Source organism: Nocardia sp. NBC_01499 (genome assembly GCF_045040275.1).
In the GTDB taxonomy this organism is placed as follows: Bacteria; Actinomycetota; Actinomycetes; order Mycobacteriales; family Mycobacteriaceae; genus Nocardia.
In genome coordinates this window covers 2,732,664-2,757,053 of sequence record NZ_CP109426.1, presented here as the reverse complement: position 1 = coordinate 2,757,053, position 24,390 = coordinate 2,732,664, and the positions used below count along the sequence as shown (strand labels likewise).

Annotated in this window: 21 protein-coding genes; 15 read left to right on the top strand and 6 right to left on the bottom strand. The window is 67.3% G+C overall.

All coding sequences use genetic code 11. The features are described 5' to 3' along the window. Nucleotides 1-13: 13 nt before the first annotated feature. The 3 genes from OG203_RS12640 to OG203_RS12630 all read right to left on the bottom strand — a co-directional run bounded on the left by OG203_RS12640 (nucleotide 14) and on the right by OG203_RS12630 (nucleotide 3,423). A complete protein-coding gene (locus tag OG203_RS12640) occupies nucleotides 14-427 on the bottom strand; it encodes a PPOX class F420-dependent oxidoreductase (RefSeq protein WP_405165840.1) in 414 nt (137 codons plus the stop codon). A 98-nt stretch (nucleotides 428-525) separates the two neighbouring features. Next, entirely contained in the window at nucleotides 526-1,911 is a 1,386-nt protein-coding gene (locus tag OG203_RS12635) for an aspartate aminotransferase family protein (RefSeq protein WP_405165839.1), read from the bottom strand. A 21-nt stretch (nucleotides 1,912-1,932) separates the two neighbouring features. Further along, a complete protein-coding gene (locus OG203_RS12630; protein WP_405165838.1) occupies nucleotides 1,933-3,423 on the bottom strand; it encodes a CoA-acylating methylmalonate-semialdehyde dehydrogenase in 1,491 nt (496 codons plus the stop codon). 141 nt (nucleotides 3,424-3,564) lie between these two features. On the opposite strand from OG203_RS12630, the gene OG203_RS12625 reads away from it, so the two are divergent. The 5 genes from OG203_RS12625 to OG203_RS12605 all read left to right on the top strand — a co-directional run bounded on the left by OG203_RS12625 (nucleotide 3,565) and on the right by OG203_RS12605 (nucleotide 9,565). Continuing rightward, nucleotides 3,565-5,196: a PucR family transcriptional regulator ligand-binding domain-containing protein gene (locus OG203_RS12625; RefSeq protein ID WP_405165837.1), complete on the top strand. Its 1,632-nt coding sequence runs from the start codon at nucleotides 3,565-3,567 to the stop codon at nucleotides 5,194-5,196. 114 nt (nucleotides 5,197-5,310) lie between these two features. Further along, on the top strand, nucleotides 5,311-5,988 hold the full coding sequence (locus OG203_RS12620; protein ID WP_405165836.1) for an NADPH-dependent F420 reductase: 678 nt from the start codon (nucleotides 5,311-5,313) through the stop codon (nucleotides 5,986-5,988). A 562-nt stretch (nucleotides 5,989-6,550) separates the two neighbouring features. Next, on the top strand, nucleotides 6,551-7,600 hold the full coding sequence (locus tag OG203_RS12615) for a hypothetical protein (RefSeq protein ID WP_405165835.1): 1,050 nt from the start codon (nucleotides 6,551-6,553) through the stop codon (nucleotides 7,598-7,600). Then, nucleotides 7,587-8,636: an iron-containing redox enzyme family protein gene (locus OG203_RS12610; protein ID WP_405165834.1), complete on the top strand. Its 1,050-nt coding sequence runs from the start codon at nucleotides 7,587-7,589 to the stop codon at nucleotides 8,634-8,636. The genes OG203_RS12615 and OG203_RS12610 overlap by 14 nt, the downstream gene beginning before the upstream one ends. Further along, complete coding sequence (locus OG203_RS12605) at nucleotides 8,609-9,565, top strand: DMT family transporter (RefSeq protein WP_405165833.1); 957 nt, start codon at nucleotides 8,609-8,611, stop codon at nucleotides 9,563-9,565. The genes OG203_RS12610 and OG203_RS12605 overlap by 28 nt, the downstream gene beginning before the upstream one ends. 120 nt (nucleotides 9,566-9,685) lie before the next feature. Here the strand turns inward: OG203_RS12605 and yaaA are convergent, their stop codons facing one another. Next, entirely contained in the window at nucleotides 9,686-10,429 is a 744-nt protein-coding gene (gene yaaA / locus OG203_RS12600; protein WP_405165832.1) for a peroxide stress protein YaaA, read from the bottom strand. 58 nt (nucleotides 10,430-10,487) lie between these two features. On the opposite strand from yaaA, the gene OG203_RS12595 reads away from it, so the two are divergent. Together OG203_RS12595 and OG203_RS12590 are read left to right on the top strand one after the other, a co-directional pair. Beyond that, a complete protein-coding gene (locus OG203_RS12595) occupies nucleotides 10,488-12,245 on the top strand; it encodes a proline--tRNA ligase (RefSeq protein WP_405165831.1) in 1,758 nt (585 codons plus the stop codon). A gap of 208 nt (nucleotides 12,246-12,453) precedes the next feature. Next, nucleotides 12,454-14,205, top strand: a complete 1,752-nt coding sequence (locus tag OG203_RS12590) for an acyl-CoA dehydrogenase family protein (RefSeq protein WP_405165830.1) — start codon at nucleotides 12,454-12,456, stop codon at nucleotides 14,203-14,205. Between the two features lie 63 nt (nucleotides 14,206-14,268). Here the strand turns inward: OG203_RS12590 and OG203_RS12585 are convergent, their stop codons facing one another. Beyond that, a complete protein-coding gene (locus tag OG203_RS12585) occupies nucleotides 14,269-14,703 on the bottom strand; it encodes a ferritin-like domain-containing protein (protein WP_405165829.1) in 435 nt (144 codons plus the stop codon). After that, the gene (locus tag OG203_RS12580; protein ID WP_405165828.1) at nucleotides 14,700-15,293 is read right to left on the bottom strand and encodes a hypothetical protein; all 594 of its coding nucleotides are present in this window, start codon (nucleotides 15,291-15,293) and stop codon (nucleotides 14,700-14,702) included. The genes OG203_RS12585 and OG203_RS12580 overlap by 4 nt, the downstream gene beginning before the upstream one ends. Before the next feature lie 196 nt (nucleotides 15,294-15,489). Here OG203_RS12580 and rimP point away from each other — a divergent pair, with 196 nt between their 5' ends. From rimP to OG203_RS12540, 8 genes are all read left to right on the top strand, one after another. Next, nucleotides 15,490-16,164 (top strand): ribosome maturation factor RimP, encoded by a 675-nt coding sequence (rimP, locus tag OG203_RS12575; protein WP_405165827.1) that lies wholly within the window; start codon nucleotides 15,490-15,492, stop codon nucleotides 16,162-16,164. Continuing rightward, nucleotides 16,161-17,192 carry a transcription termination factor NusA gene (gene nusA / locus OG203_RS12570; RefSeq protein ID WP_107658281.1) on the top strand — a complete coding sequence of 344 codons (1,032 nt, stop codon included), beginning with the start codon at nucleotides 16,161-16,163 and terminating at the stop codon, nucleotides 17,190-17,192. Before rimP ends, nusA begins: the two co-directional genes overlap by 4 nt. Nucleotides 17,193-17,260: 68 nt before the next feature. Continuing rightward, the gene (locus OG203_RS12565) at nucleotides 17,261-17,620 is read left to right on the top strand and encodes a YlxR family protein (protein WP_396992593.1); all 360 of its coding nucleotides are present in this window, start codon (nucleotides 17,261-17,263) and stop codon (nucleotides 17,618-17,620) included. Nucleotides 17,621-17,730: 110 nt separating this feature from the next. Next, entirely contained in the window at nucleotides 17,731-20,769 is a 3,039-nt protein-coding gene (infB, locus tag OG203_RS12560; protein ID WP_405165826.1) for a translation initiation factor IF-2, read from the top strand. 98 nt (nucleotides 20,770-20,867) lie between these two features. Continuing rightward, entirely contained in the window at nucleotides 20,868-21,158 is a 291-nt protein-coding gene (locus tag OG203_RS12555; protein WP_150405719.1) for a DUF503 domain-containing protein, read from the top strand. Nucleotides 21,159-21,182: 24 nt separating this feature from the next. Further along, entirely contained in the window at nucleotides 21,183-21,626 is a 444-nt protein-coding gene (gene rbfA, locus OG203_RS12550) for a 30S ribosome-binding factor RbfA (RefSeq protein WP_107658279.1), read from the top strand. Nucleotides 21,627-21,639: 13 nt separating this feature from the next. Continuing rightward, nucleotides 21,640-22,641 carry a bifunctional oligoribonuclease/PAP phosphatase NrnA gene (locus OG203_RS12545; RefSeq protein WP_405165825.1) on the top strand — a complete coding sequence of 334 codons (1,002 nt, stop codon included), beginning with the start codon at nucleotides 21,640-21,642 and terminating at the stop codon, nucleotides 22,639-22,641. A 201-nt stretch (nucleotides 22,642-22,842) separates the two neighbouring features. Then, a complete protein-coding gene (locus OG203_RS12540; RefSeq protein ID WP_405165824.1) occupies nucleotides 22,843-24,255 on the top strand; it encodes an MATE family efflux transporter in 1,413 nt (470 codons plus the stop codon). Nucleotides 24,256-24,390 lie beyond the last annotated feature (135 nt).

Here is a 24,390-nt window from a genome sequence, read left to right as displayed (position 1 = left end):
CGAACCTGCGGTTTCAGAAGCGACCGGCGACCTTGCGTGGGGTCACGCGGACGATAACGCGCGGGCCGTCGTTGACCGAGGCGGGGTTGAAGTCCCGGTACTTCTGACCGGTGTACTTCACCGACAGCTCGTCCGGCAGTGTGTTGTCCGGATCCGGCGTGAGTGTCACGGTGCCGCGGACCTCGGCGTACTTGTACGGGTCCTCCGGCGGGTTGATCAGCACCGTGATCCGCGGCTCGCGCGCCAGGTTCTTGCCCTGCTGGCGATCGGTGGTGGTGGAGAACACGAGGTCGTTGCCGTCGCGCTTGAGCCAGATGACGGTCAGGTGCGGTTGCCCATTGGGCCCGATCGTCGCCGCGGTCGCGAACACCTTCGACTCGTCGAGATACTTCTTCAGATCGTCGGAAAGCTCAGTAGTATCGGTCACGCCTGACTGAAACGCCCCGGGAGCCAATGGCATTCCGGCCCGGCGAAAGCCGGGACCGACCATATGGTCAGCCCCGGCCGTCGCCAGGACGTGTGTCGTCAGGAAGTGTGCCGATCGGCAACGGTCAGCGTCTGGTCGAGAATCGCCAGGCCCTCCTTTGCCTCGGCCTCGCTGACGATGCACGGCGGCACCACGTGCAACCGGTTGAAGTTCACGAACAGCAGCAGTCCGGCGGCCTTACTGGCGGCGACGACCTCGGTCATCGCCGGGCTGGTTCCGCCGTAGGGCGCGAGCGGTTCGCGGCTCGTCCGATCGCGGACGAGTTCTAGTGCCCAGAACACCCCGGTGCCGCGCACCTCGCCGATGCTCGGGTGCCGACCGGCGAGCTCACGCAGGCCGGGGCCGAGCACCTGGGCACCGATCTCGGCCGCGTTCTCGATGACGCGTTCGTCAGCCATCGCGTTGATGGTCGCGACCGCGGCGGCGGTGGCCAGCGGATGGCCCGAGTAGGTGAGACCGCCAGGGTAGGGCTTGTCGTCGAAGCTCGCGGCGATGGCCGGGCTGATCGCCACGCCGCCGAGCGGAACGTAGCCGGAGTTCACCCCTTTGGCGAAGGTGATCAGATCGGGCACGACGCCCTCGAAATGCTCTATCGCGAACCACTTTCCGGTGCGACCGAACCCCGACATCACCTCGTCGGCGATGAACATGATGCCGTACTTGTCGCACAGCGCACGGACACCCGCCATGTAGCCGGGCGGCGGAACCATGATTCCTGCTGTGCCGGGGATGGATTCGAGCACGATCGCCGCGATCGTGTTCGGCCCCTCGAACGCGATGGTCTGTTCGAGATGCGCCAAAGCGCGTTCGGTTTCCTCGGTTTCGTCGGTCGAGTGGAATTGCGTGCGGTAGAGGAACGGACCGAAGAAGTGCACCACGCCGCTGTTGCCGTGATCGTTGGGCCAGCGCCGCGGGTCACCGGTCAGGTTGACCGCGGTCTCGGTGCCGCCGTGATACGAGCGGTAGCGTGCCAACACCTTGTAGCGGCCGGTGTGCAGCCGGGCCATCCGCACCGCGTGCTCGACGGCCTCGGCGCCGCCGTTGGTGAAGAAGATCTTGTTCAGTTCACCGGGTGTCCGCTCGGCGATCAGCCTTGCCGCCTCCGAGCGGGCGTCGTTGACGTGCGGCGGTGCGACGGTGCACAGCTTGGCCGCCTGCTCCTGCACCGCCGCAACGACTTTCGGGTGCTGATGGCCGATATTGGTATTCACCATCTGCGAGGAGAAGTCGAGCAGCCGGTTGCCGTCGCCGTCCCAGACGTAGCAGCCCTGAGCGGCACTGATCGTCATCGGGTCGAGGTGTGCCTGGGCGGACCAGGAGTGGAAGACATGGCGGCGATCGAGCTCGTACGCGCGTGCCGCCGCCGCGCGGGCGGTCTCCGGTGTCAATCCGTTCGGGAGGGTCATCGGCGAGTTCTCCTGCATCGCTTGGATTGTCGGGGTTATTTACTTGTTCTCGGGGAAGCCGAGATTGATCCCACCGTGACTCGGGTCCAGCCAGCGCGTGGTGACCGCCTTGCCGCGGGTGAAGAAATGCACCCCGTCGGCGCCGTGCGCGTGCGAGTCGCCGAACAGCGAGTTCTTCCAGCCGCCGAAGCTGTAGTAGGACATGGGAACCGGAATCGGCACATTGATGCCGACCATGCCGACCTCCACCTCGTTGTGGAAGCGCCGGGCCGCGCCGCCGTCGTTGGTGAAGATGGCGGTGCCGTTGCCGTAGGGGTTGGCGTTGATGAGCGCGAGCGCGTCGTCGTAGCTGTCCACCCGCACCACCGACAGGACGGGACCGAAGATCTCGTCGGTGTAGACGCTCATCTCCGTGCCGACGTGATCGAGAATCGTTGGCCCGAGCCAGAATCCGTCCGCCGCGCCGTCGGCCGCGATGCCGCGCCCGTCGAGCACCACACTGGCACCGGCGGATTCGCCCGCCGCGATGTACTCGGCGACCTTGTCGCGGTGCGCGCGGGTGACCAGCGGACCCATGTCGGTGCCTCGGGTGCCGTCGCCGGTCTTGATGGTGCTGGCCCGCTCGGTGATCTTGCCGACCAGGTCGTCGGCCGCGTCGCCGACCGCGACCACCACGCTGATCGCCATGCATCGCTCACCCGCAGAACCGAATCCGGCGTTCACCGCGGCGTCGGCGGCCAGATCCAGATCGGCGTCCGGCAGCACCACCATGTGGTTCTTCGCGCCGCCGAGCGCCTGCACCCGCTTGCCCGCGGTGGTCCCGCGCTGGTAGACGTACTTCGCGATCGGCGTCGAGCCGACGAACGAGACCGCCTTGATGGCCGGGTTGTCCAGCAGCTCGTCGACCGCGACCTTGTCGCCCTGCACCACATTGAAAACGCCTGCGGGCAAACCGGCTTCGTCCCACAGCTCGGCCAGCCACAGTGACGCCGACGGATCCTTCTCACTCGGCTTGAGCACCACCGTGTTTCCGGCGGCGATGGCAAGCGGGAAGAACCACATCGGCACCATCGCCGGGAAATTGAACGGTGAGATGACGGCGACCGGGCCGAGCGGCTGGCGGATGGAGAAGATGTCCACCTTCGTCGACGCGTTCTCGGTGTAGCCGCCCTTCAGCAGATGCGGTACGCCACAGGCGAATTCGACGACCTCCAGGCCGCGGCTCACCTCGCCCATGGCATCGGCGAGTACCTTGCCGTGCTCCGCGGTGATCAGCTTCGCCAGGTCTTCCTTGCGCTCGTTCAACAGTTCGCGGAACCGGAACAGGACCTGGGTGCGCCGGGCCAGCGAGGTGTCGCGCCAGGCCGGGAAGGCGTCGGCCGCGGCGTCGATCGCAGCGCGGGCGTCCGCGACATTGGCGAGCGCGACCTGACCGGTCACCACGCCGGTCGCCGGATTGGTCACCGGCGCGGTCGCCTCGCTGGTGCCTGCGAAAGCCTTGCCGTCGAGCCAATGCGCGATTGTCTGCATTTCTCCTCGTTTCGATTCGATCCGTGCGCGTCGCGGTGCGTCGGCGGATGGACGCGTCCTCGGTACTACTCTCCGGCATCAACCATCCTCGATGGCCCGACGATTTGTACGTGATTTCGGATTTCGTATTACGATTCGTCGATGCTTCCCTCCGTGGCCGATGTGCTGGCAATGCCGGTGGTGTGCGCGGGGGAGCCCGAGGTCGTCGCGGGCGGATCGTTGGACCGGCCGGTGCGGTGGGTGCACGTCAGCGACGTGGCCGATGTCGCGCAGCTGCTGGTCGGCGGGGAGCTGATTCTCACCACCGGGCAGGCCATGAGCCACGGCGATATCGCGACGGTCGGCTATCTGACCGCGCTGGCCGCGGCCGGGGTTGCGGGGCTGGTTATCGAGCTCGGCGGCTACGTGCCGGAACTCGCGCCCGTCGTCGCCGCGACCGCCGACGCGCTCGGCCTTCCGTTGATCGTGCTGCACAAGATCACCCGGTTCGTCGAGATCACCGAGGCGGTGCACCGGGTCATCGTGGCCGAGCAGTACGCCGAACTCGAGTTCGCGCGCACCGTGCACGAGACCTTCACCGATCTCAGCGTGCGCCGCGCCTCGCTCGCCGAAATCGTGAAAACCGCTGCGGGCATGCTCGATTCGTCGGTGGTGCTGGAGGACCTGGCGCATCGGGTGCTCACGCTCACCGCCAAGCACGCGTCCACCTCGGCGCTGCTCGACGACTGGGAGACCACCTCGCGGCTGCTGCCCGACGGCTGGGACGCGGTCGCCGTCGGCCCGCACACCCAGCCGTGGGGGCGGCTGATCCTGCCCTCTGACAACGTGCCGACCGCCCGCGCCAGAATGGTCCTGGAACGGGCCGCCCAGACGCTCACCCTGCACCGGATGATCGAGAAAGACCGCTTCGGCCTGCACCGGCAGGCGCAGACCGGGCTCATCGACGACATGGCCAACGGCCGCGTGCTCGACGAACGGGACGCGGTGGCGCGGGCCGCCGCGCTCGGCCTGGCCCGCCGTGCCGCCTACGTTCCGCTGGCCATCGATATCGCCGCGGTCGCGGAGACCGATCCGGTGGCCAGGCAACGCCGTGCCGCTGGCATCCTCGACGCGGTCACGCACGGCCTCGGGTTGGCGAAGCTGACCGCGCTCGCCGCCGCCGACCAGGGCGACCGGGTCGCCATGATTCTGGCGTTGCCGCGCACCGACGCTTCGGGGACGGCAGTCGGCGGTGCCGACGGGGTGGGTGGATACAGCCTGACGGCCGCCTGCACGGCGATCATCGGCGAGGTGCGCCGGGTCGACGGCGTCGAGCGGGTGGTGATCGGCGTTGGCGCGGAATCGGATTCGCTGCTCGACACCGCGCACGAGCTGCCGCACGCCGCGCACGTCGCGGAAGTCGCGCTGTCGCTGGAGACTTCGGCGCCTCGGCCGTTCTACCGCAGCGGCGACGTGCGGTTGCGCGGACTGCTCTCGCTCATCCGCAACGAGCCCGGCGTCCAGCGCTTCGCCGAAACCGAGCTGAGTGCGTTGCTGCGCTACGACATTCGGCACACCGCCGACCTGACCCGCACCCTGCGCCAGTTCCTCGACCTGGCGGGCAACAAGACCGAACTCGCGCGCAGGCTCACCATCAGCAGGCCAACCCTCTACGACCGGCTGGCCCGCATCGAGCGCATCCTCGCCGTCGATCTCGACGACGGCGAGTCCCGCACCTCGCTGCACGCCGCGCTGCTCATTCGCGACCTCACCGCCAACGCTGATACCAGGTAGCCGGTGCGAACCTGCCCACGCGGTCGGATCCGAGCCATGTGGTGTGGCTCACGCCGCTGAGCTGCCCGCCTTGCGCACGGGAACATCGCAGGTCGCGGCGTCGTTTTATGGTGTATGACAACGCTTGGATTGATCGGTAGCGGGAATATCGGCGGCACGTTGGCGCGTCTTGCCATCGCCGCGGGCTTGGACGTGGTGCTCAGCAACTCGCGTGGTCCGGAAACCCTGGCCGATCTCGTCGCGGAGCTCGGCCCTCGGGCTCGGGCGGCGACCGCCGAGGAGGCGGCCGCGGCGGGGGACATCGTGGTGGTGACCGTGCCGCTGCGCAACTACCAGCAGGTGCCGGTGGCGCCGCTTGCGGGCAAGGTCGTGATCGACACCAACAACTACTACCCGGATCGGGACGGGACGTTCCCGGAACTGGCGGACGGGTCGACGACGAGTAGCGAACTGCTGCAGAAACATCTGCCGACCTCGAAGGTGGTCAAGGCGTTCAACAACATCTACTTCGTGCACCTCGGCACGCTGGCGCGACCCGTCGGCTCGCCGGATCGCACGGCGCTGCCGATCGCCGGCGATGACGCGGACGCGAAAGCCGCTGCGGCACAACTACTCGACGTGCTCGGATACGACGCGGTCGATGTCGGACCGCTGAGCGAGAGCTGGCGTTTCCAGGTGAGCACGCCGGTCTACGCGGACGCGTACGCGTCCGCACTTCCGTTCTGGGAGAACGACGGTGCGCCCGCCGACGCCACCAAGATTCGCACCCTGCTGGCCGCCGCTGAGCGCTGATACCAGGTTGCCCTGAACCCGGGAGCGTGGCCGCGCTCCCGGGTTCAGTTCTGTCATGCCCTAGTCTTTCGATGTCGCGTCAGCTATTTCGACGGCCTGATTCGTTGTCGTGCAGGCGAACTCGCTTTCTGTTGAGTTAGTGACCACTCAATTACCTCGGCGTTATGTGCTGTGCCGATTGCCTAGTCCGCGCCGCTGCCCGCGCGATGATCTTGCACCCATGACGGAATGTCGGATGTCATGCCCGCAAAAGTGGGGGCAGCGGCACTAAATGTTAAGGGGGGCAACGCAATTCGCTTCACTTCCGAGGGTCCGCTGTTATTCTTGGGACGTCCGGTGAACCGGACATTCCGCTAGCCGCTCGGCGTCAGCCCACCCAGCGGTTGGCGCTAGCGCATGGTCTCCGAGGGGAGGTTTTGTCATGAAAATTCGTCGTACTTCGAAGGTTGTTGCTCTGACCGCAGTTCACCTCTGAGTTCGCAGCAGAGTAAGGATGGGGCGGCCCTGTATCGGGGCGCCCCCTCCGCCCCTTGAATTCCTGGTACGAAAGGTCGACGGCGCGGTGACTCGAACAATCCCGGGCAAGCCCAAGCTCTTGGCGGAGGTATCGGAAACCTCCGCCGATACCCTCGAATTGCGCAGTGGGGAGGTGACATTCGAGGTCGAGCCGGAAGGCGATATCACCGCCGCGCAACTCGGCGCGGTACTGCGCTCGACCGACGGCGCCACCTCGCTCGCGGAGATCTCGGCGAAGACGGGCGTCGCGCCGGACAAGCTCGCGACGATCCTGCTGCCCGCGCAGATCAGCGGCCTGCTCGCCGACCGCTCGGTGCCCGAGGCCGAATCGCCGATGGTGGTACTCAGCAGCGTCGAACACGTGGTGAACCGGCTGCTCGAAGAACTGATCTACGACGGCCCGTTCTGGCGCGCGATACTCGATCATCCGGAAAAGGTCGCGCCGAACGTGTATTACGGCTTCGGCCTTGAGAATTGGTTCTTCCTTTCCCGCGAAAGCGAATTCGACTCCGCGATCCTGTCCTATCCGAGCAGCGACGCGATCCGCACCATGGCGAACGACTTCTATCACGAGGAGCACCGCCACGACGATATCGTGGTGCGCGCCTTCGAAGGTTTGGGTATCAGTCGCCAAGACCTGGTCGCGGCCCGTCCGCTGTCGACCACATCGGCTTTGATCAAATTGCTGTCCTGGTGGGCGCGTACCGATCCGCTGTTCTTCATCGCAACGATCGGCATTCTCGAAGGACGCCTGGAAAAGGCCGAAGGTGAAGGGGCTTACTACGATTCGTTCCTGCACGCATGTGCCACCGCCGGTATTCCCGCGCATTTCGTCGAGCCGCTGCGTCAGCACGCGAAGGTCAACGCCGGCCATGATCACGGCAGTGTGAGCCGGGAGTTCTTCGCGGAACTGCCGCCGCTGCCCGTCGGAACCGAAGCTCGACTGGTCGGTAAGGCCCATCTGTTCGTCGAGGCCTATGCCGAGTTCTTCAACGGAATTCTCGAGTATTACGGCGATCCCGGTCGGCCGCTGGTGCGCACGATCGGTTCGTCATCCGTCACCACCACCGCAGGAGTTGAAGATGGCAGGCCATGAAATGCTGCGGCGCCCGACATTGCGCCGCGAGGTCGAACGGACCGAGACGGCCGACGGCATCCGGCTGTCCTATCTGGCCGACAAGCATTGGATCGAGCTCGAATACCTCGAGGGACACGCCGACGAATCGCGAAAGTTCTTCCTGTCGTTGGCATCCGGCGCCCGATCGGCCGACGATCTCGCTGCCGAGTTCCCCGGCAGCCGGGAAGAGTTCGACGCGGTACTCGAGGCACTCGACGAACAAGGCATGCTCGCCGACTCGGACGTGGTCGATCCGGCGAGCGGAATCACCGGCGCCGGTGCCTACGGCCACCTCAAGCGGGCGGCCGATGCGGCGCGGGCGACCATCACCAGCCCGTTCAGCGACGCCCTGGTGTCCGGGAAGCTGAGCAGGGAACAGATCATCGGCTATGCCATCGAGTACTGGCACGTCACGCATTTGTGCCCGCGTGCGCTTGCCCCGCTGCTGGCGCGCGACGATATCGACATCGAGGTGTGGCAGCAGTTCATGGCCTTCTATCAGGCCGAACGCAATCACGATCGGATGCTGGAGAAGTCGCTGAAAGCCGTTGGCATCACCCGGGATCAGCTGCTGCGGATGCAGCCGCTGCCCGCGACGATGGCCATCATGGCGACGATGGGCGTGCACGCCTACCAGTTCCCGCTCGGCATCATCAGCACACTGTTCCCGATGGAGGAACCGGAACCCGACTTCCTCGATCTGTTCCTCGCACGCTGCAAGGAACACGAGCTGTCGGAGGAGTTCTCCAGGCCGATCGCCGCGCACTCCGGTGTCAACGAGGACGAGGAACACGAGGCCGTCACCCTCGATCTGCTCGCCGAATTCTCCTTCGTCGGCCACGAAGAACTCAACGAATGCGCGAAAGCGGTGGTCGACATCATCGAGCTGCGTGCGCGGCTCGACGGCCAGATCATGTCGTGGTACGCCGACGGCGGGCTGCGCATATTCACCGACGCGTATCCGGTGGCGACGGGAAGGGCGCTGACGTGCTCGCCGCTAGCCGCCTTGCTCTGATCGCTCTGGCGGCTATCTGGGGTTCCAACTTCCTGCTAGTCGACGTGGCGTTGGGTGGTGCCAATCCGGCCCAGATCGTGGCGGCACGACTGTGGCTGGGTGGGGCCATCCTGCTGGCCATTTGCGTGGCGATGCGGCGGCAGCTGCCGCGCGGCGTCGGTATCTGGGCGCGGCTGCTGCTGATGGGGATTCTCGGGCAGGCGTTGCCGTGGATGTTGTTCGCCTGGGGTCAGCAGAACGTGTCGGTGAGCATGGCCGGCATCTACAACAGCATCACGCCGCTGGCGTCACTGCCTGTTGTCTGGCTGTTGTTGCGGCACAAGGGGAGTCGTGGCGAGGTCGTCGCGTCGGTCTTGGGGTTCGGTGGGATCATCGTGCTGATGGCGCCGTGGGGTGAGCAGTCGAACTCGTCGCTGACGGGGCAACTCGCCTGCCTCGGCGGCGCCGTCTGCTACGCCGTCGCCTATGCGTACGCGAAGTATTTGATCAGTACGCTCGGCTACTCCAAGGTCGCGCTGGCGGCGAGTCAGGCGCTGGTCGCCGGTCTGCTGATGCTCGTGGTCACCGCGCCGCAGCTGCTCGATCCGATGGATCCCCGTGCCGCGGTGGTCGGTTCGCTGGTCGCGATGGGAATCGGAACCGCGGTGGCGTTCCTGCTCAACTACTGGTTGATCGGCGCGGTCGGACCGTTGCAGGCCGGGCTCGCCTTCTATCTGATGCCGCTGGTGGCGGTCGGGCTCGGTGTCGGACTGCGCGGAGACGTGCTCTATACGCATCAGATTGCCGGTGCCGCAGTCGTATTCGGCGCGCTAGCGTTGCAGTACGTCATCGACCGGCGGGAGACCGTCGAGAGCCCGGAACCCGAGGTCGCGCAGGAGAACGTGGTCGAGCAAGGAGAAGCCGGGGCGTCGACTCGAGTTGAGCAATAGCACCGGGCACGCGGCGGTACTCCTAGGCCTAGCTGCCGAGCCTCGTCCGAACCCCCACTGCTCGAACGTGATTCGAGGCCATGGCGCGGGCCGACGCCGACCGTGCACTGACGGCGCCGCTCAGGTGATGATCAATAGCTCGGTGGGCGAGGCGATTTCGGCGCGCAGGCCCGCCTTGCTCGCGACGTTCGCGAGGCCGCGGACATCGGTGGGTTCGGCGCGGGTGAGGACGAGGGCGCGGGCGAGCAGGCCCTTGTGGTGTTTGTTGAAGTGGCTCACCACGGTGCGGGTGCCGTCGGGGTGTTCGGTGAGCACGTTGGCGGTGACGGCGCCGGGGACGCGGCCGAGCTGCTGATAGGTGCCCGAGCGCAGGTCGACGACGAGGTCGCCCGCGGCCTCGGCGAGCAGTGCGTCGGCGAGTGAGTCGCGCCAAACAGCCGAAAGGGTCGGCAGGCCGGGCAGTTTCGAGCCGCCGGAGAGCCGGTAGGCGGGGATCGGGTCGCTCGCGCGGACCGCGCCGAACAGGGCGGAGCCGATGCCGAGGCGCGCGTACGCCTTGGCGCGCTGGGCTTTGCTGAACGAGGGTGCGTCGAGTGCGTCGTAGAGCACGCCGGTGTAGCGCTCGAGCGCGGGCCGGGTGGGGGAGGTACGCAGGGCCGCGTTGCGCGCGATCTCGCTGTCAGCCCCCTTGCCGAGGCCGAGCACGGCGCGACTGGCGTCCGGGTCGGTGGCTAGCTTGCTCACCTCATCGATGAGACGGTCGCGCACCGCTGTGAGCTGCGGCATCGACAGCTCGCGGAGGTCGAGCGGGACGTCCGTACCACCGTCGGACTTGGTTTCGGAGGGAGGCAGCAGCACCAGCACGAGCGATAACGGTAATGCGCTGTGAACACCGCTCGGCCAGCGACTACCCTGTGCATCCGTGATCACCCGCCTCTCTCGCCTTTTCCTGCGTACCCTGCGCGACGATCCCGCCGACGCCGAGGTGCCGAGCCACAAACTGCTCGTCCGCGCCGGATACGTGCGGCGCATCGCGCCGGGCGTCTACTCCTGGCTGCCGCTTGGCCTTCGGGTGCTGCGCCGGGTCGAGAACGTGGTGCGCGAGGAGATGGACGCGATCGGCGCCCAGGAGATCTCGCTGCCCGCGCTGCTGCCGCGCGACCCGTACGAGACCACCAACCGGTGGACCGAGTACGGCGACAGCCTGTTCCGGCTGCAGGACCGCAAGGGCGCGGACTACCTGCTCGGCCCGACCCACGAGGAGCTGTTCGCGCTCACCGTGAAGGGCGAATACAACTCGTACAAGGACCTGCCGGTCACCCTGTATCAGATCCAGAACAAGTACCGCGACGAGGAACGGCCCCGCGCGGGCATCCTGCGCGGCCGCGAGTTCATCATGAAGGACTCCTACTCGTTCGACCTGGACGAGGACGGCCTCAAGGCGAGCTACGCCGCGCATCGCGAGGCCTACCAGCGCATCTTCGAGCGGCTGCACGTCAAGTACGTCATCGTGGCGGCCACCTCGGGCGCGATGGGCGGCAGCGCGTCCGAGGAGTTCCTCGCCGACAGCCCGGTCGGTGAGGACACGTATGTGCGCTGTGTCGAGTCCGGCTACGCGGCCAATGTGGAGGCCGTTGTCACGCCCGCGCCCGCGCCGCTGGCCCTCGAGGGCCAGGCCGAGGCCGTCGTGCACGACACCCCGGATGCCCCCACCATCGCAACGCTGGTCGACTGGGCCAACGGCGCCGGGATCGCGGAGCAGTTCGGTCGCCCGGTCACCGCGGCCGACACCCTGAAGAACGTGATGGTGAAGCTGCGCCACCCGGACGGCAAGTCCGAGATCGTCGGCATCGGCATCCCCGGCGACCGCGAGGTCGACGACAAGCGCCTCGGCGCGTCCGTCGAACCAGCCGAGGTCGAGTTGCTCACCGAGGCCGACTTCGCCGCGAACCCGTTCCTGGTGAAGGGCTACATCGGGCCGAAGGCATTGCAGGCCAACGGCGTTCGCTACCTGGTCGATCCGCGTATCGTCACCGGCACCGCCTGGATCACCGGCGCGGACGCAAAGGGCAAGCACGTCGTCGGCCTGGTCGCCGGGCGTGACTTCACCCCCGACGGCACCATCGAGGCCGCCGAGGTCCGCGACGGCGATCCCTCGCCCGACGGCCGCGGTGTCCTGGTGGCGTCTCGCGGCATCGAGATCGGCCACATCTTCCAGCTCGGCCAGAAGTACACCAACGCGTTCGACGTCGACGTGCTCGGCGAGAACGGCAAGCCGGTGCGCCTGACCATGGGCTCCTACGGCGTCGGCGTCTCCCGCATGGTCGCGGTGATCGCCGAGCAGCAGCACGACGACAAGGGCCTGCGCTGGCCCGCCGAGGTCGCGCCGTTCGACGTGCACGTCGTCATCGCGAACAAGGACGACGCGGCCCGCGCCGGCGCCGAGGAAGTCGTGGCCGGTCTCAACGCCCAAGGCCTCGACGTCCTCTTCGACGACCGCACCGCCTCACCCGGCGTGAAGTTCAAGGACGCCGAATTGCTCGGCATGCCACTGGTTCTCGTCGTCGGCCGCGGCTGGGCCGAAGGCAAGGTAGAACTCCGCGACCGCTTCACCGGCGAAGCCGAAGACCTCCCCGCCGACTCGGCCGTCGCCGCCGTCGTCGCCAGAGTCCGCGCCTAACCCCCCTCGTCACCAAAATCCGCACCCTGACTCTGGACCCGCACCGGCTTTATGCCCCTATTCCCGGTGCGGCTCCCGAGTCAGGGTGCGGATTTCTGCGCGAGGGTGGAAGGAGACCGGCGGACCTACGGTGGCGTAGGGGGGATTTGCACTGTGAGGTACGACAGAGCTGCTCCGGAGTGCGATTACTCGCTGGTAAGTTAACGGCATGACGAGCATCGATGCGTTGTTGTTCAACCCGGCCACTTACGACCCGCAGCAGTTCGACGCCGAGACACGGCGGCTGCTGCGCGCGACAGTCGAGTGGTTCGAATCGCGGGGTAAGCAGCAGCTGCTCGCCGACGATGCGGACGCGGTGTGGACGGCGGACTTCCTCGACTTCGTCGCGAAGGAGAAGCTGTTCGCGACCTTCCTGACCCCGGCCGCGTACGCCGACGGCGACGAGAACCGGCGCTGGGACGCGGCGCGCAACGCGGCACTGTCGGAGATCTTCGGCTTCTACGGCCTTGCCTACTGGTACGCCGAGCAGGTGACCATCCTCGGCCTCGGCCCCATCTGGCAGAGCGACAACGAGGAAGCCAAGCGGCGGGCGGCCGCGGACCTGGCCGAGGGGCAGGTGATGGCGTTCGGGCTGTCCGAGCGTGAGCACGGCGCCGACATCTACAACACCGACCTCGTGCTGACCCCGAGCGAGCCGGGCAGCGCCGACGCCGAGGCGGGAATCCTGTTCCGCGCCAACGGCGAGAAGTACTACATCGGCAACGGCAATGTGGCGAGCATGGTTTCGGTGTTCTCCCGTCGCGAGGACGTCGAGGGCGCGGACGGCTACGTGTGGTTCGCCGCGGACAGCAGGCATGAGAACTACCGACTGCTCGGCAACGTCGTGCACCAGCAGATGTATGTCAGCACCTTCCGTTTGGAGAACTACCCGGTGCGCGCGGCGGACATCCTGCACACCGGACCCGAGGCGTTCTCCGCGGCGCTGAACACCGTCAACGTCGGCAAGTTCAACCTGTGCCACGGCGGCATCGGCATGGTCGAGCACTCCTTCTACGAGGCGATCACGCACGCAAACAACCGCATCCTCTACGGCAACCCGGTCACCGAGTTCCCGCACGTGCGAACGAATTTCGTCGACGCCTACGCCCGCATCGTGGCGATGAAGCTGTTCAGCGACCGCGCCGTCGACTACTTCCGCAGCGCGAGCCTGGAGGACCGGCGCTACCTGCTGTTCAACCCGATGACGAAGTCGAAGGTGACCTCCGAGGGCGAGACGGTGATGACGCTGCTGCTGGATGTGCTGGCGGCCAAGGGATTCGAGAAGAACACCTACTTCGCCGAGGTGCAGCGGCTGATCAACACGCTGCCCCGGCTCGAGGGCACCGTGCACGTGAACGTCGGGCAGATCCTGAAGTTCATGCCGAACTACCTGTTCAACCCGAAGGACTACCCGGAGATCGGCACCCGCCAGGACGCCGCCGACGACGAGTTCTTCTGGCATCAGGGCCCGGCGCGCGGCGCGGGCAAGGTGCAGTTCGCCGACTGGACCCCGGCCTACGAGAAGCACGCCGACATCCCGAACGTCGGCCGCTTCTTCGAGCAGGCCCAGGCGCTGCGCACGCTGCTGAGCACCGCAGCGCCAAGCGCCGACCAGCAGAAGGACCTGGACTTCATGCTGACCATCGGCCACCTGTTCTCGCTGGTGGTCTACGGGCAGCTGATCCTGGAGCAGGCGGCGATCACCGGCTTGGACCGCGATCTGCTCGACCAGATCTTCGACTTCCAGATCCGCGACTTCAACAGCTACGCCACCACGCTCTACGGCAAGCCCTCCGCCACCCCCGACCAACAGGGTTGGGCCGCTTCGGCTTTGCGTCCGCCGGTCGCCGACCGTGCGCGCTTCGACCGTCTCTGGGCCGAGGTCGCGTCCTACGACGGCGCGTACGAAATGCGCCCGTAGGTTTAGTGCTTCAACGAAAAGGCCGGTCCCGCAGTCAGTGCGGGACCGGCCTTTTCGCGAATATCAGGCTTTGCCTGGGAAGGGGATCGTCGGCGGGTTGGTGCCCAGAATGGACTGCCAAGTGGCAAGGCGCACAGCGCTTTCGGTCAGCGCGTCGACGCCCATGCGGCGGGTGGCCTCGGAGCCGCTGCGTTCGACCACCGACCGCCAGACCACCGCGGTATCGGTTTCCACCGTCGCGGCCAGGCGGGCGGCCGGGATCGGGTCGTTGACCGGAAACGGGACCGTATAGGCGGCGTCCGGCGGGGGAGCGGTGACGCCGGCCGCCGTGAGGGCGTCGATCGTGGTGTCCCGGCGGGCACGGTGGGCGGCGGTGTTCTCGGCGACGAGGCGACCGCGTTCGGCGGAGGCGTACGCGGCGATCACACCGTAGGCGTAGACGGCGCCGTATTCGGCGTGCAGCGCGTCGAGCAAGGCTTGGCGTTCGTCGTCGATCATCCGAGCAGCACCCCCGCGTGCACGGCACAGGCCGCGCTGATCGAGGCGAGCAGGCCGGCCCGGTAGCCGGACTGGCCGTGCGCCAGATCGGCGGCCGACTGCCGCGACTTGGTGAGCTGAGCGCGTAGCGCGTCGACGGTCGGCGGCGGGCTCGGCGGGATGGCCGTGCCCGAGGCCACCGTGGACGGGCCCGAGTCTTGTCCTGGGCCGTTCGCCCTGGTGCGATGGACCGGCTTGGTGCCGTCGCCGTAGACGCCGACCAGCCGATCGATCTCGGCTTTCAAAGCGTCTGCGTGCGCGGTCCTTTCGGTCGCGATCGAGGTCAACGCGCTGTGCCGCTGCGGAGCGAGCGCGATGGCCGCGGTCGCCGCTGCGGCATCGGCGCGGGCCTGAACCTCTTGGGTGGCAAGCGGATCCGGCTCGTAGATCTTGTTATCGTCGCCACAGCCTGCGGCCGCGCCTAGCGCGAAGACGCCGACCGTGCCGCCACCGGCGAGCCGTAACATGCTGCGGCGGTCCAAGGCGAACCGGGAATGGTGCCGGTCGGAGGTGCGCAGGACGATCGGCTGCGCGGGAAGGCGGATGGGCACGGCACCATCGTGCCAGATTCGCGAAGCACCGCAGGACCAGGCATAGTCGTGGCGCGCGTAGTGCCTGCCCACTGGTCCTTTACACTCTCTGGGCGCGTTACGCTAGACCTTCGGTAGAAAATTCCGACCGCTTGCGACTGCTTGCAGGTCACTAGAAACAACACCGTCGTCACAACTGAACCAGGAGCCGCCCCATATGCCGATGCCGACCGAGGAAAGGCTGAGCCAGCTGGTAGCTGGACTCGTCGAACGCCGAGGATTCGACCTCGAGGGCGTCGAGATTTCGACGACCGGCAAGCATGCGGACGCGCAGGCTCGACTGAAGGTGACCGTCGACAGCGACGGCCCTTCCGATTTGGACACCATCGCCACGCTCAGCACCGAACTTTCGGAGTTGTTCGACGAGGCAGGCGATTTCGGCGAGACGCCGTACCTTCTGGAGGTCACCACGCCGGGCGTCGACCGGCCGCTCACCGCGGACCGGCACTGGCGTCGCGCGCGCGGGCGCAAGGTGCGCGTTCACCTACGCGAGGGTGCGCAAGCACCCGAGCCGGGCGGATCGGCGAAGTTCGAAGCCAGGGTGGGTGAGCTCGGCGCCGACACGGTCGCGCTGGTGCTCGGCGGCAAGCACAAGCCGCACCTGGTGCACGTTCCGCTGGCCGATATCGCCGAGGCAGTGGTGCAGGTGGAGTTTTCCAAACCGGGCGCCAAGGAATGGGAACTCGCCGGTGGCGTCGTCCCCGGTCGCCCGGTCCCAGGCCAGGACAATGATGAGCCGGCGGTCGACGCCGCGGATGTTCGAGGATCAGCACAATTACTACCCGAATCAGTACCAGCGTCCGATTCGCCGACCGAAGGGATCGTGGAATGAACATCGAAATCGAAGCCCTGCGTGCGATCGTCGCCGACAAGGGGATCTCGATCGAGACCGTGATCTCCGCGATCGAGTCGGCGCTGCTCACCGCTTACCGGCACACCGAGGGCCACCAGCCCAACGCGCGCATCGACATCAACCAGAAGACCGGAACGGTCAGGGTGATGGCGCGCGAGCTGGACGCCGACGGCAACATGGTCTCCGAATGGGACGACACCCCAGAGGGTTTCGGCCGGATCGCGGCGACCACCGCGCGCCAGGTGGTGCTGCAGCGGCTGCGTGACGCCGAGAACGAGAAGTCCTTCGGCGAGTTCTCCACGCACGAGGGCGACATCGTCGGCGGTGTGGTGCAGCGCGATGCCAGAGCCAACGCCCGAGGCACCATCGTTGTCCGCATCGGCAGCGAGCTGCACGGCGCCGAGGGTCTGATCCCGCCCGCCGAGCAGGTGCCCGGTGAGACCTACGAGCACGGCGACCGGATCAAGTGCTACGTCGTCGGCGTCTCACGTGGTCCGCGCGGCCCGCAGATCACCCTCTCGCGCACGCACCCCAACCTGGTGCGGCGGCTGTTCGCGCTCGAGGTACCCGAAATCGCCGACGGCTCGGTGGAAATCGTCGCGGTCGCGCGCGAGGCCGGGCACCGGTCCAAGATCGCGGTGCGCAGCACCGTGTCCGGAGTCAACGCCAAGGGCGCCTGCATCGGGCCGATGGGACAGCGGGTGCGCAACGTGATGAGCGAGCTGGCCGGCGAGAAGATCGACATCATCGATTACGCGGAAGATCCGGCGACGTTCGTCGGCAATGCGCTGTCGCCATCGAAAGTGGTGTCGGTCACCATCGTCGATCCCGAGGCGCGCGCCGCGCGGGTCGTGGTGCCGGACTTCCAGCTATCGCTCGCCATCGGCAAGGAGGGCCAGAACGCCCGCCTCGCCGCTCGGCTGACCGGCTGGCGGATCGATATCCGCAGCGACGCCGCCCCGGACATGGGCGGCGGCTCGGTGCGGACGGAGGCGCACCGGAGTTGACCGGAACCGACGCCGCGCACCGTCCGTTGGACATCGCGGGTCGCGAATCGGACCGTCGGGATGACATGTTGGTAACTTCCGCGGGGGAGCGGTTCGTTGATCCGACCGGGTCGGCGGTAGAGTGGACACAGGTTCAGCACGCGCAACCGATTCGGACCTGTATCGGATGCCGGAAGCGCGAGTTGGCCGCCGATCTGTTGCGGATCGTGGCACGGGAAACGGATACCGGAAACGGCCCGAATTCCGTCACGATCCTTCCCGATCCGCGGCGCAGACTTCCCGGACGGGGTGCCTGGTTGCACCCCGTCTCGGCTTGTCTGACTGCGGCAGAACGGCGCCGAGCATTCGGCAGAGCACTAAGAGTGTCCGGAAATCTGGATATCTCAGCCCTGGAGAAGTACCTCGAGAACAGGCACGAGCACTCATGAGCACACCGTGAAGCACCAACGATGAACGTCCATCGGAGATAACCCGAGGTCGTGCGGGCCCCGTCCCTGAACAACGGGTGCACCTGCTCGACCTCTCAGTGAGGAGAGCAGTGGCAGGCAAGGCCCGCGTGCACGAGTTGGCTAAAGAACTCGGTGTCACCAGCAAGGAACTACTCGCACAGCTCAAGGAGCAGGGCGAGTTCGTGAAGTCGGCGTCCTCGACGGTGGAAGCTCCCGTCGCACGCCGTCTGCGTGAGTCGTTCGCATCCAAATCAGCCCCCGCGAACGGCACCAAGTCGGGATCACGCCCCGGCCCGTCCTCGTCGGCCCGTCCGGCCGCGAAGCCCGCAGGAAACGGTCCCCGTCCGGGACCGCGTCCGCCGGCTCCCGCGCCCGCCCCGGCCGCGGCAGCTCAGCAGGAAACCGTTCGTGAGACCCCGCGTACCAGTGAGGGACCGGCTGTGAAGCCGGGCCCAGCAGCACGTCCGACCCCGGCTCCGGCGCCCAAGCCGGCCGCCGCCCAGGAAGTCGCACCGGCACCCGCCGCGTCGGCGTCCACCGAGGCGACCGCGAGCTCCGCGCCCGCGGCACCGGCCGGGCCGCGCCCGACGCCGAACGCCGCGCGTCCGGGTCAGCAGCAGCAGCGTCCCGGTGCTCCGGCACAGGGTTCGCCGCGGCCGGGTGGTTCGGGTCCGCGCCCGGGTCCGAAGACCCCTCGGGTCGGCAACAATCCGTATTCGTCGGCGCCCGAGCGTCCCGCGCCGCGTCCGGCCCCCGGCCAGGGTGGCCCGCGTCCGGGTCCGGCTCAGGGCGGTCCCCGTCCCGGCCCGGCTCAGGGTTCGCCCCGTCCGGGTACTCCGGCGCAGGGTGGTTCGCGTCCGGCGCCCGGCCAGGGCGGTCCCCGTCCCGGCGGTCCGCGTCCGAGCCCCGGCTCGATGCCGCCTCGTCCTAACCCCGGTGCGATGCCGTCTCGTGCGGCACGTCCTGGCGGTGCCGGTGGACCCGGTGCCGGTCGTCCGGGTGGTCCCGGTGGTCGTCCCGGCGGCGGTGGCGGCGCGGGTCGTCCCGGTGGCGGCGGCGGTGGCGGTGGCTACCGCGGCGGCGGCGCTCCCGGTGGTGGCGCGGGTGCAGGCACGGGTGCGCCCGGTGCCGGTGGCGCTCCCGGCGGTTTCCGCGGTCGCCCCGGTGGCGGTGGCGGCGGTCGTCCGGGTGGTCCCGGTGGTCGTGGCGGAGCGGCCGGTGCGTTCGGTCGTCCCGGTGGCGCGCCTCGTCGTGGCCGTAAGTCGAAGCGGGCGAAGCGCGCTGAGTACGAGAGCATGCAAGCGCCAGCCATCGGCGGCGTTCGGCTGCCCCGCGGCAACGGTGAGATCATCCGGCTCGCCCGCGGTGCGTCGCTCTCGGACTTCGCGGAGAAGATCGACGCGAACCCGGCTGCCTTGGTACAAGCCTTGTTCAACCTCGGCGAAATGGTCACCGCGACCCAGTCGGTGAACGACGACACCCTCGAGCTGCTCGGCAACGAGATGAACTACGTCGTGCACGTGGTCAGCCCGGAGGACGAGGACCGTGAGCTGCTGGAATCGTTCGACCTGACCTACGGCGAAGACGCGGGCGGCGAAGACGATCTCGAACAGCGTCCGCCGGTGGTGACCGTCATGGGTCACGTCGACCACGGTAAGACTCGACTGCTCGACACGATCCGTAAGGCCAACGTCCGTGAGGGTGAGGCCGGTGGCATCACCCAGCACATCGGTGCCTACCAGGTGATGACCCACCTCGGCGAGACCGACCGGCTCATCACCTTCATCGACACCCCGGGTCACGAGGCGTTCACCGCCATGCGTGCCCGTGGTGCGAAGGCCACCGATATCGCGATCCTGGTGGTCGCCGCCGACGACGGCGTCATGCCGCAGACGGTGGAGGCGATCAACCACGCGCAGGCGGCCGACGTGCCGATCGTGGTGGCGGTCAACAAGATTGATAAGGAAGGCGCGAACCCGGACAAGATCCGGCAGCAGCTGACCGAATACAACCTGGTTGCCGAGGAATACGGTGGCGACACCATGTTCGTCGACATCTCCGCGCGGGAGAACATCAACATCGAGGCTCTCCTCGAAGCTGTGTTGCTCACCGCGGACGCGGCACTGGACCTGCGGGCGAACCCGGACATGGACGCGCAGGGTGTTGCCATCGAGGCGCACCTCGACCGCGGCCGTGGCCCGGTGGCGACCGTGCTCATCCAGCGCGGCACGCTGCGCGTCGGCGACTCGATCGTGGCGGGCGACGCCTACGGTCGCGTCCGGCGCATGGTCGACGAGCACGGCGAGGATGTCATCGCGGCACTCCCGTCGCGACCGGTCCAGGTCATCGGCTTCACGTCGGTGCCGGGCGCCGGTGACAACCTGCTCGTTGTCGACGAAGACCGGATCGCTCGCCAGATCGCCGACCGCCGCAACGCACGCAAGCGCAACGCGCTGGCCGCACGCAGCCGCAAGCGGATCAGCCTGGAAGATCTCGATGCGGCGCTGAAGGAGACTTCGGAGCTCAACCTGATCCTCAAGGGCGACAACTCCGGTACCGTCGAGGCCCTCGAAGAGGCGCTGCTCGGTATCCAGATCGACGACGAGGTTCGCCTGCGGGTCATCGACCGCGGTGTCGGTGGTGTCACCGAGACCAACGTCAACCTGGCGTCGGCGTCGAACGCGATCATCATCGGGTTCAACGTCAGGGCCGAGGGCAAGGCCACCGAGCTGGCCAACCGCGAAGGCGTGGACATCCGGTACTACTCGGTGATCTACCAGGCCATCGACGAGATCGAGAAGGCCCTCAAGGGCATGCTCAAGCCGATCTACGAAGAGGTCGAGCTCGGCCGGGCGGAGATCCGCGCGATCTTCCGTTCGTCGAAGGTCGGCAACATCGCCGGCTGCATGGTCACCTCGGGTTCGGTCAAGCGCAACGCCAAGGCGCGCTTGCTCCGCGACAACGTGGTGATCGCCGAAACGGTCACGATCTCCTCCTTGAAGCGGGAAAAGGACGACGTCACCGAGGTCCGCGAGGGCTTCGAATGCGGTTTGACGTTGACCTACAACGACATCAAGGAAGGCGACATCATCGAGGCCTACGAGCTGCGCGAGAAGCCGCGCGACTGAGTTCACTCGCCGCACGTCACGCCGGGCATCCGCCTGGCGTGACGTGCGGGATGAGCTCCTCGAAGCTTGCGCCTCATTCGACACAAAGAGGTATGTAGTTGTTCCTGGGGGCACTCGAGTTCGACCTCCTCCTCGGAGACGTGCACTCACTGAAAGAGAAGCGCTCCGTGATCCGGCCGATCCTGGCCGAATTGCAGCGCTTCGGGGTGAGCGCCGCCGAGGGTGGAGAGCAAGACCGCCATCGTCGCTCATTGCTGGGGGTTGCCCTGGTCAGTTCCGGTATGGAACACCTGACCGAGGTACTCGACCGTTGTGAGCGGCACGTCGCGGCACGTCCGGAGTTACAGTTGCTGGCAGTGCGCCGCAGGATCTTCGGACCCGAAGACTAACTAAGTAGTGAGGAGGGTTCCGCCATGGTGGATCAAGCCAGGGCACGCCGACTCGCCAAGCGGATCTCCTCGATCGTGGCCACCGCGATCGAATACGAGATCAAGGATCCGCGGCTGGGTTTCGTGACCATCACCGATGCCAAGGTCACCGGCGATCTGCGCGAGGCGACGGTGTACTACACGGTGCTCGGCGAAACCTTGGACACCGAACCGGACTATCAGGGCGCGGCCGCGGGCCTGGAGAAGGCCAAGGGGGTGCTGCGCTCCAAGGTGGGCGCCGGCACCGGTGTGAAGTTCACGCCGACCCTGGCGTTCGTGCTCGACAAGGTGCCCGAGGTCGCGAAGGACATGGAAGAGCTGCTGGCCAGGGCCAAGGCCGCGGACGAAGAGGTGGCGAAGGTCGCGGCTAACGCCAGGCACGCCGGCGACGCCGACCCGTACAAGGTCGAACGCGACGACGCAGAGTGACATGCGGTAGACGATGACGACAATGCGGGACGCGGTCGACCTCGAATCTGCTGTCGAGGCGTTGAACGCCGCCCGCTCGGTCACCGTCGTCTGCCATGTGCAGCCGGACGCCGACACCGTCGGCAGCGGTCTCGCGCTGGCGCTGGTCCTGCACCGGCGCGGGATACCGGTCTGGGTGTCGTTCGCCGAACCGGCCGAGCTGCCCGACTCGATGCGGTCACTGCCCGGTGTGCACCATCTGGTGCCGCCCGCCGACGTGCCCGCCGAGGTCGATCTGCTGATCGCGGTCGATTGCGGCAGCGCGGGGCGGCTCGGTGCACTGGCCGATCGAATGGCCGGGGCCACAACGACTTTGGTGCTCGACCATCATCGATCCAATACCCGGTTCGGGTCGATCAATGTGGTCGACGCCGGGGCGGAGTCGACCACAAGCCTGATCGTGCGGCTGCTCGACGCGTGGGGCGTGCCGATCGATCCTGAAGTGGCGCACTGTCTTTACGCCGGTCTGGTCACCGACACCGGCTCGTTCCGCTGGGTTCGTCCCGGTACGCACGAGCTGGCCGAGCGGCTGTTGGCCACCGGAATCGACCCAGCGGAGATCGCCAGGGCCCTGCTGGACACCCATCCGTTCGGGTGGTTGACCATGCTGTCCCGGGTGCTCGGCACCGCGCAGCTCGTTCCGGGCGTGCACGGCGGCATCGGGCTGGTGTACGCGTTCGTGCGGCTCGCCGACATCGCCGACGTGAGTTCCGAGGAGGCGGAGAGCGTCATCGACATCGTCCGCACCACCTCGGAGGCGGGGATCGCCGCGGTGTTCAAGGAATCCAGTACCGGAGCCGACCGGTGGACGGTGTCGCTGCGCGCCAGGGACAGTCAGCCCGGTGCGGACGACGGGGTGGATGTTGCCGAGGTCGCGACCGCGCTCGGGGGTGGCGGTCATCGCTTCGCCGCCGGGTACACGGCGTACGGCAGTCCTGATGCGCTCGTTGCCGAACTGCTGGCTGCTCTCGGGTGATCGTCGCGCTGACAGAACTTGTCGGTGGCTCGTGGCAGGGTTCCTCGTGGGCAGGATGGTTGGCGGTGACCGGGGAGGTTTCGTGAATTCGATTGGTGCTCGTGGTTTCGCGGACTCTGGCGGAGCTAGTGGTCCGATATCTCGCTACGGCGTGGCCGATACTCGCCTGCCAGTCGAATGTGTTGCGGGAGGGCGGCCCGTATGAGTGGGGACGGGCGCGAATCCGAACTGGTTGCGGCGGTGAGCCCTGCGACCTCGATCGAAGGTCCGGTGCTCGCTCCTCGTGATCCAGCCGCCGAGGCTGGACCGGGACGCATCCTCGGTCTCGCGTTGCCAACGCTCGGGGTGCTGGTCGCCGAGCCGATCTATCTACTGTTCGATCTCGCGGTGGTCGGGCGGCTCGGTGCGTTGGCGTTGGCCGGGCTCGCGGTCGGGGGATTGATTCTGGCGCAGGCGAGTTCGCAGTTGACGTTCCTGTCCTATGGCACGACGGCGCGCGCGGCGCGCAGGCACGGCGCGGGCGACGAACGCGGCGCGGTGGCCGAAGGGGTGCAGGCGACGTGGTTGGCGGTCGTGGTCGGCCTACTGATTCTCGTACTGGTTCAGGTTTTCGCGAAGCCGCTGACCAGCGTGATTGCCGGTGGTGGCGACATTGCGGCCGAGGCACTGACGTGGGTGCGGGTCGCGTTGTTCGGGGTGCCGTTGATCCTGATCTCCATGGCGGGCAACGGGTGGTTGCGCGGGGTGCAGGAGACCCGTCGTCCGCTCATCTATGTGGTTGCCGGGCTTGGTGTTTCGGGGGTGCTGTGCCCGGTGCTGGTGCACGGGCTGCTCGGGGCGCCGCGGCTGGAGTTACCCGGGTCCGCCGTCGCGAACGTGGCCGGTCAGCTGGTGATGGCCGGGCTGTTTCTGAATGCCCTTGTTCGTGAGCGTGTTTCGCTCGCCCCGCACTGGTCGGTGATGCGTGCGCAACTGGTGCTCGGCCGTGACCTGATCGCCCGCAGCCTCGCCTTTCAAGCCTGCTTCGTCTCGGCTGCCGCCGTCGCCGCCCGCTTCGGCGCCGCTTCGGTCGCCGCCCACCAGTTGGTGCTGCAACTCTGGAATTTCCTTGCGCTGACCCTGGATTCGCTCGCCATCGCCGCGCAAACCCTGGTCGGCGCCGCCCTCGGTGCGGGTGACGCGCGTGGTGCGCGCGGCCTGGCCGGTCGGGTCACCCGCTGGTCCGAAATCTTCGCCCTCGTCCTCGCCGCGTGCTTCGCCGTTGGCGCGGGGATCATCCCGAAACTCTTCACCGACGACCCCGACGTGCTTGACCGCACGCATGTCGCCTGGTGGTTCTTCGTCTGCATCATTCCGGTGGCAGGCATCGTCTTCGCCCTCGACGGTGTCCTGCTCGGCGCGGGCGACGCCGCCTACTTGCGCACCAGCACCCTCGGCGCCGCCATCCTCGGCTTCCTCCCCTTCATCTGGCTTTCCCTCGCCTTCGACTGGGGCATCGCCGGAATCTGGACCGGCCTGGTCGCCTTCATGGTCCTACGCCTGGTCGCCGTCTCGTGGCGCGCTTGGTCCGGGCAGTGGGCGCAGGTCGGGGCCGATATCCCTCGAAAGGTATAGCGCCACAACCACTTCGATGCACTTTGCAGACGGGCGGCTGGCACGGATGGTGTGTGCCGGGTGGATGCTGGGTGCGGTTCGTTTGTGGGTCGATGTTCTTGTCCGACTGCAGGCGTGGGCCTGGATACGTCGCGG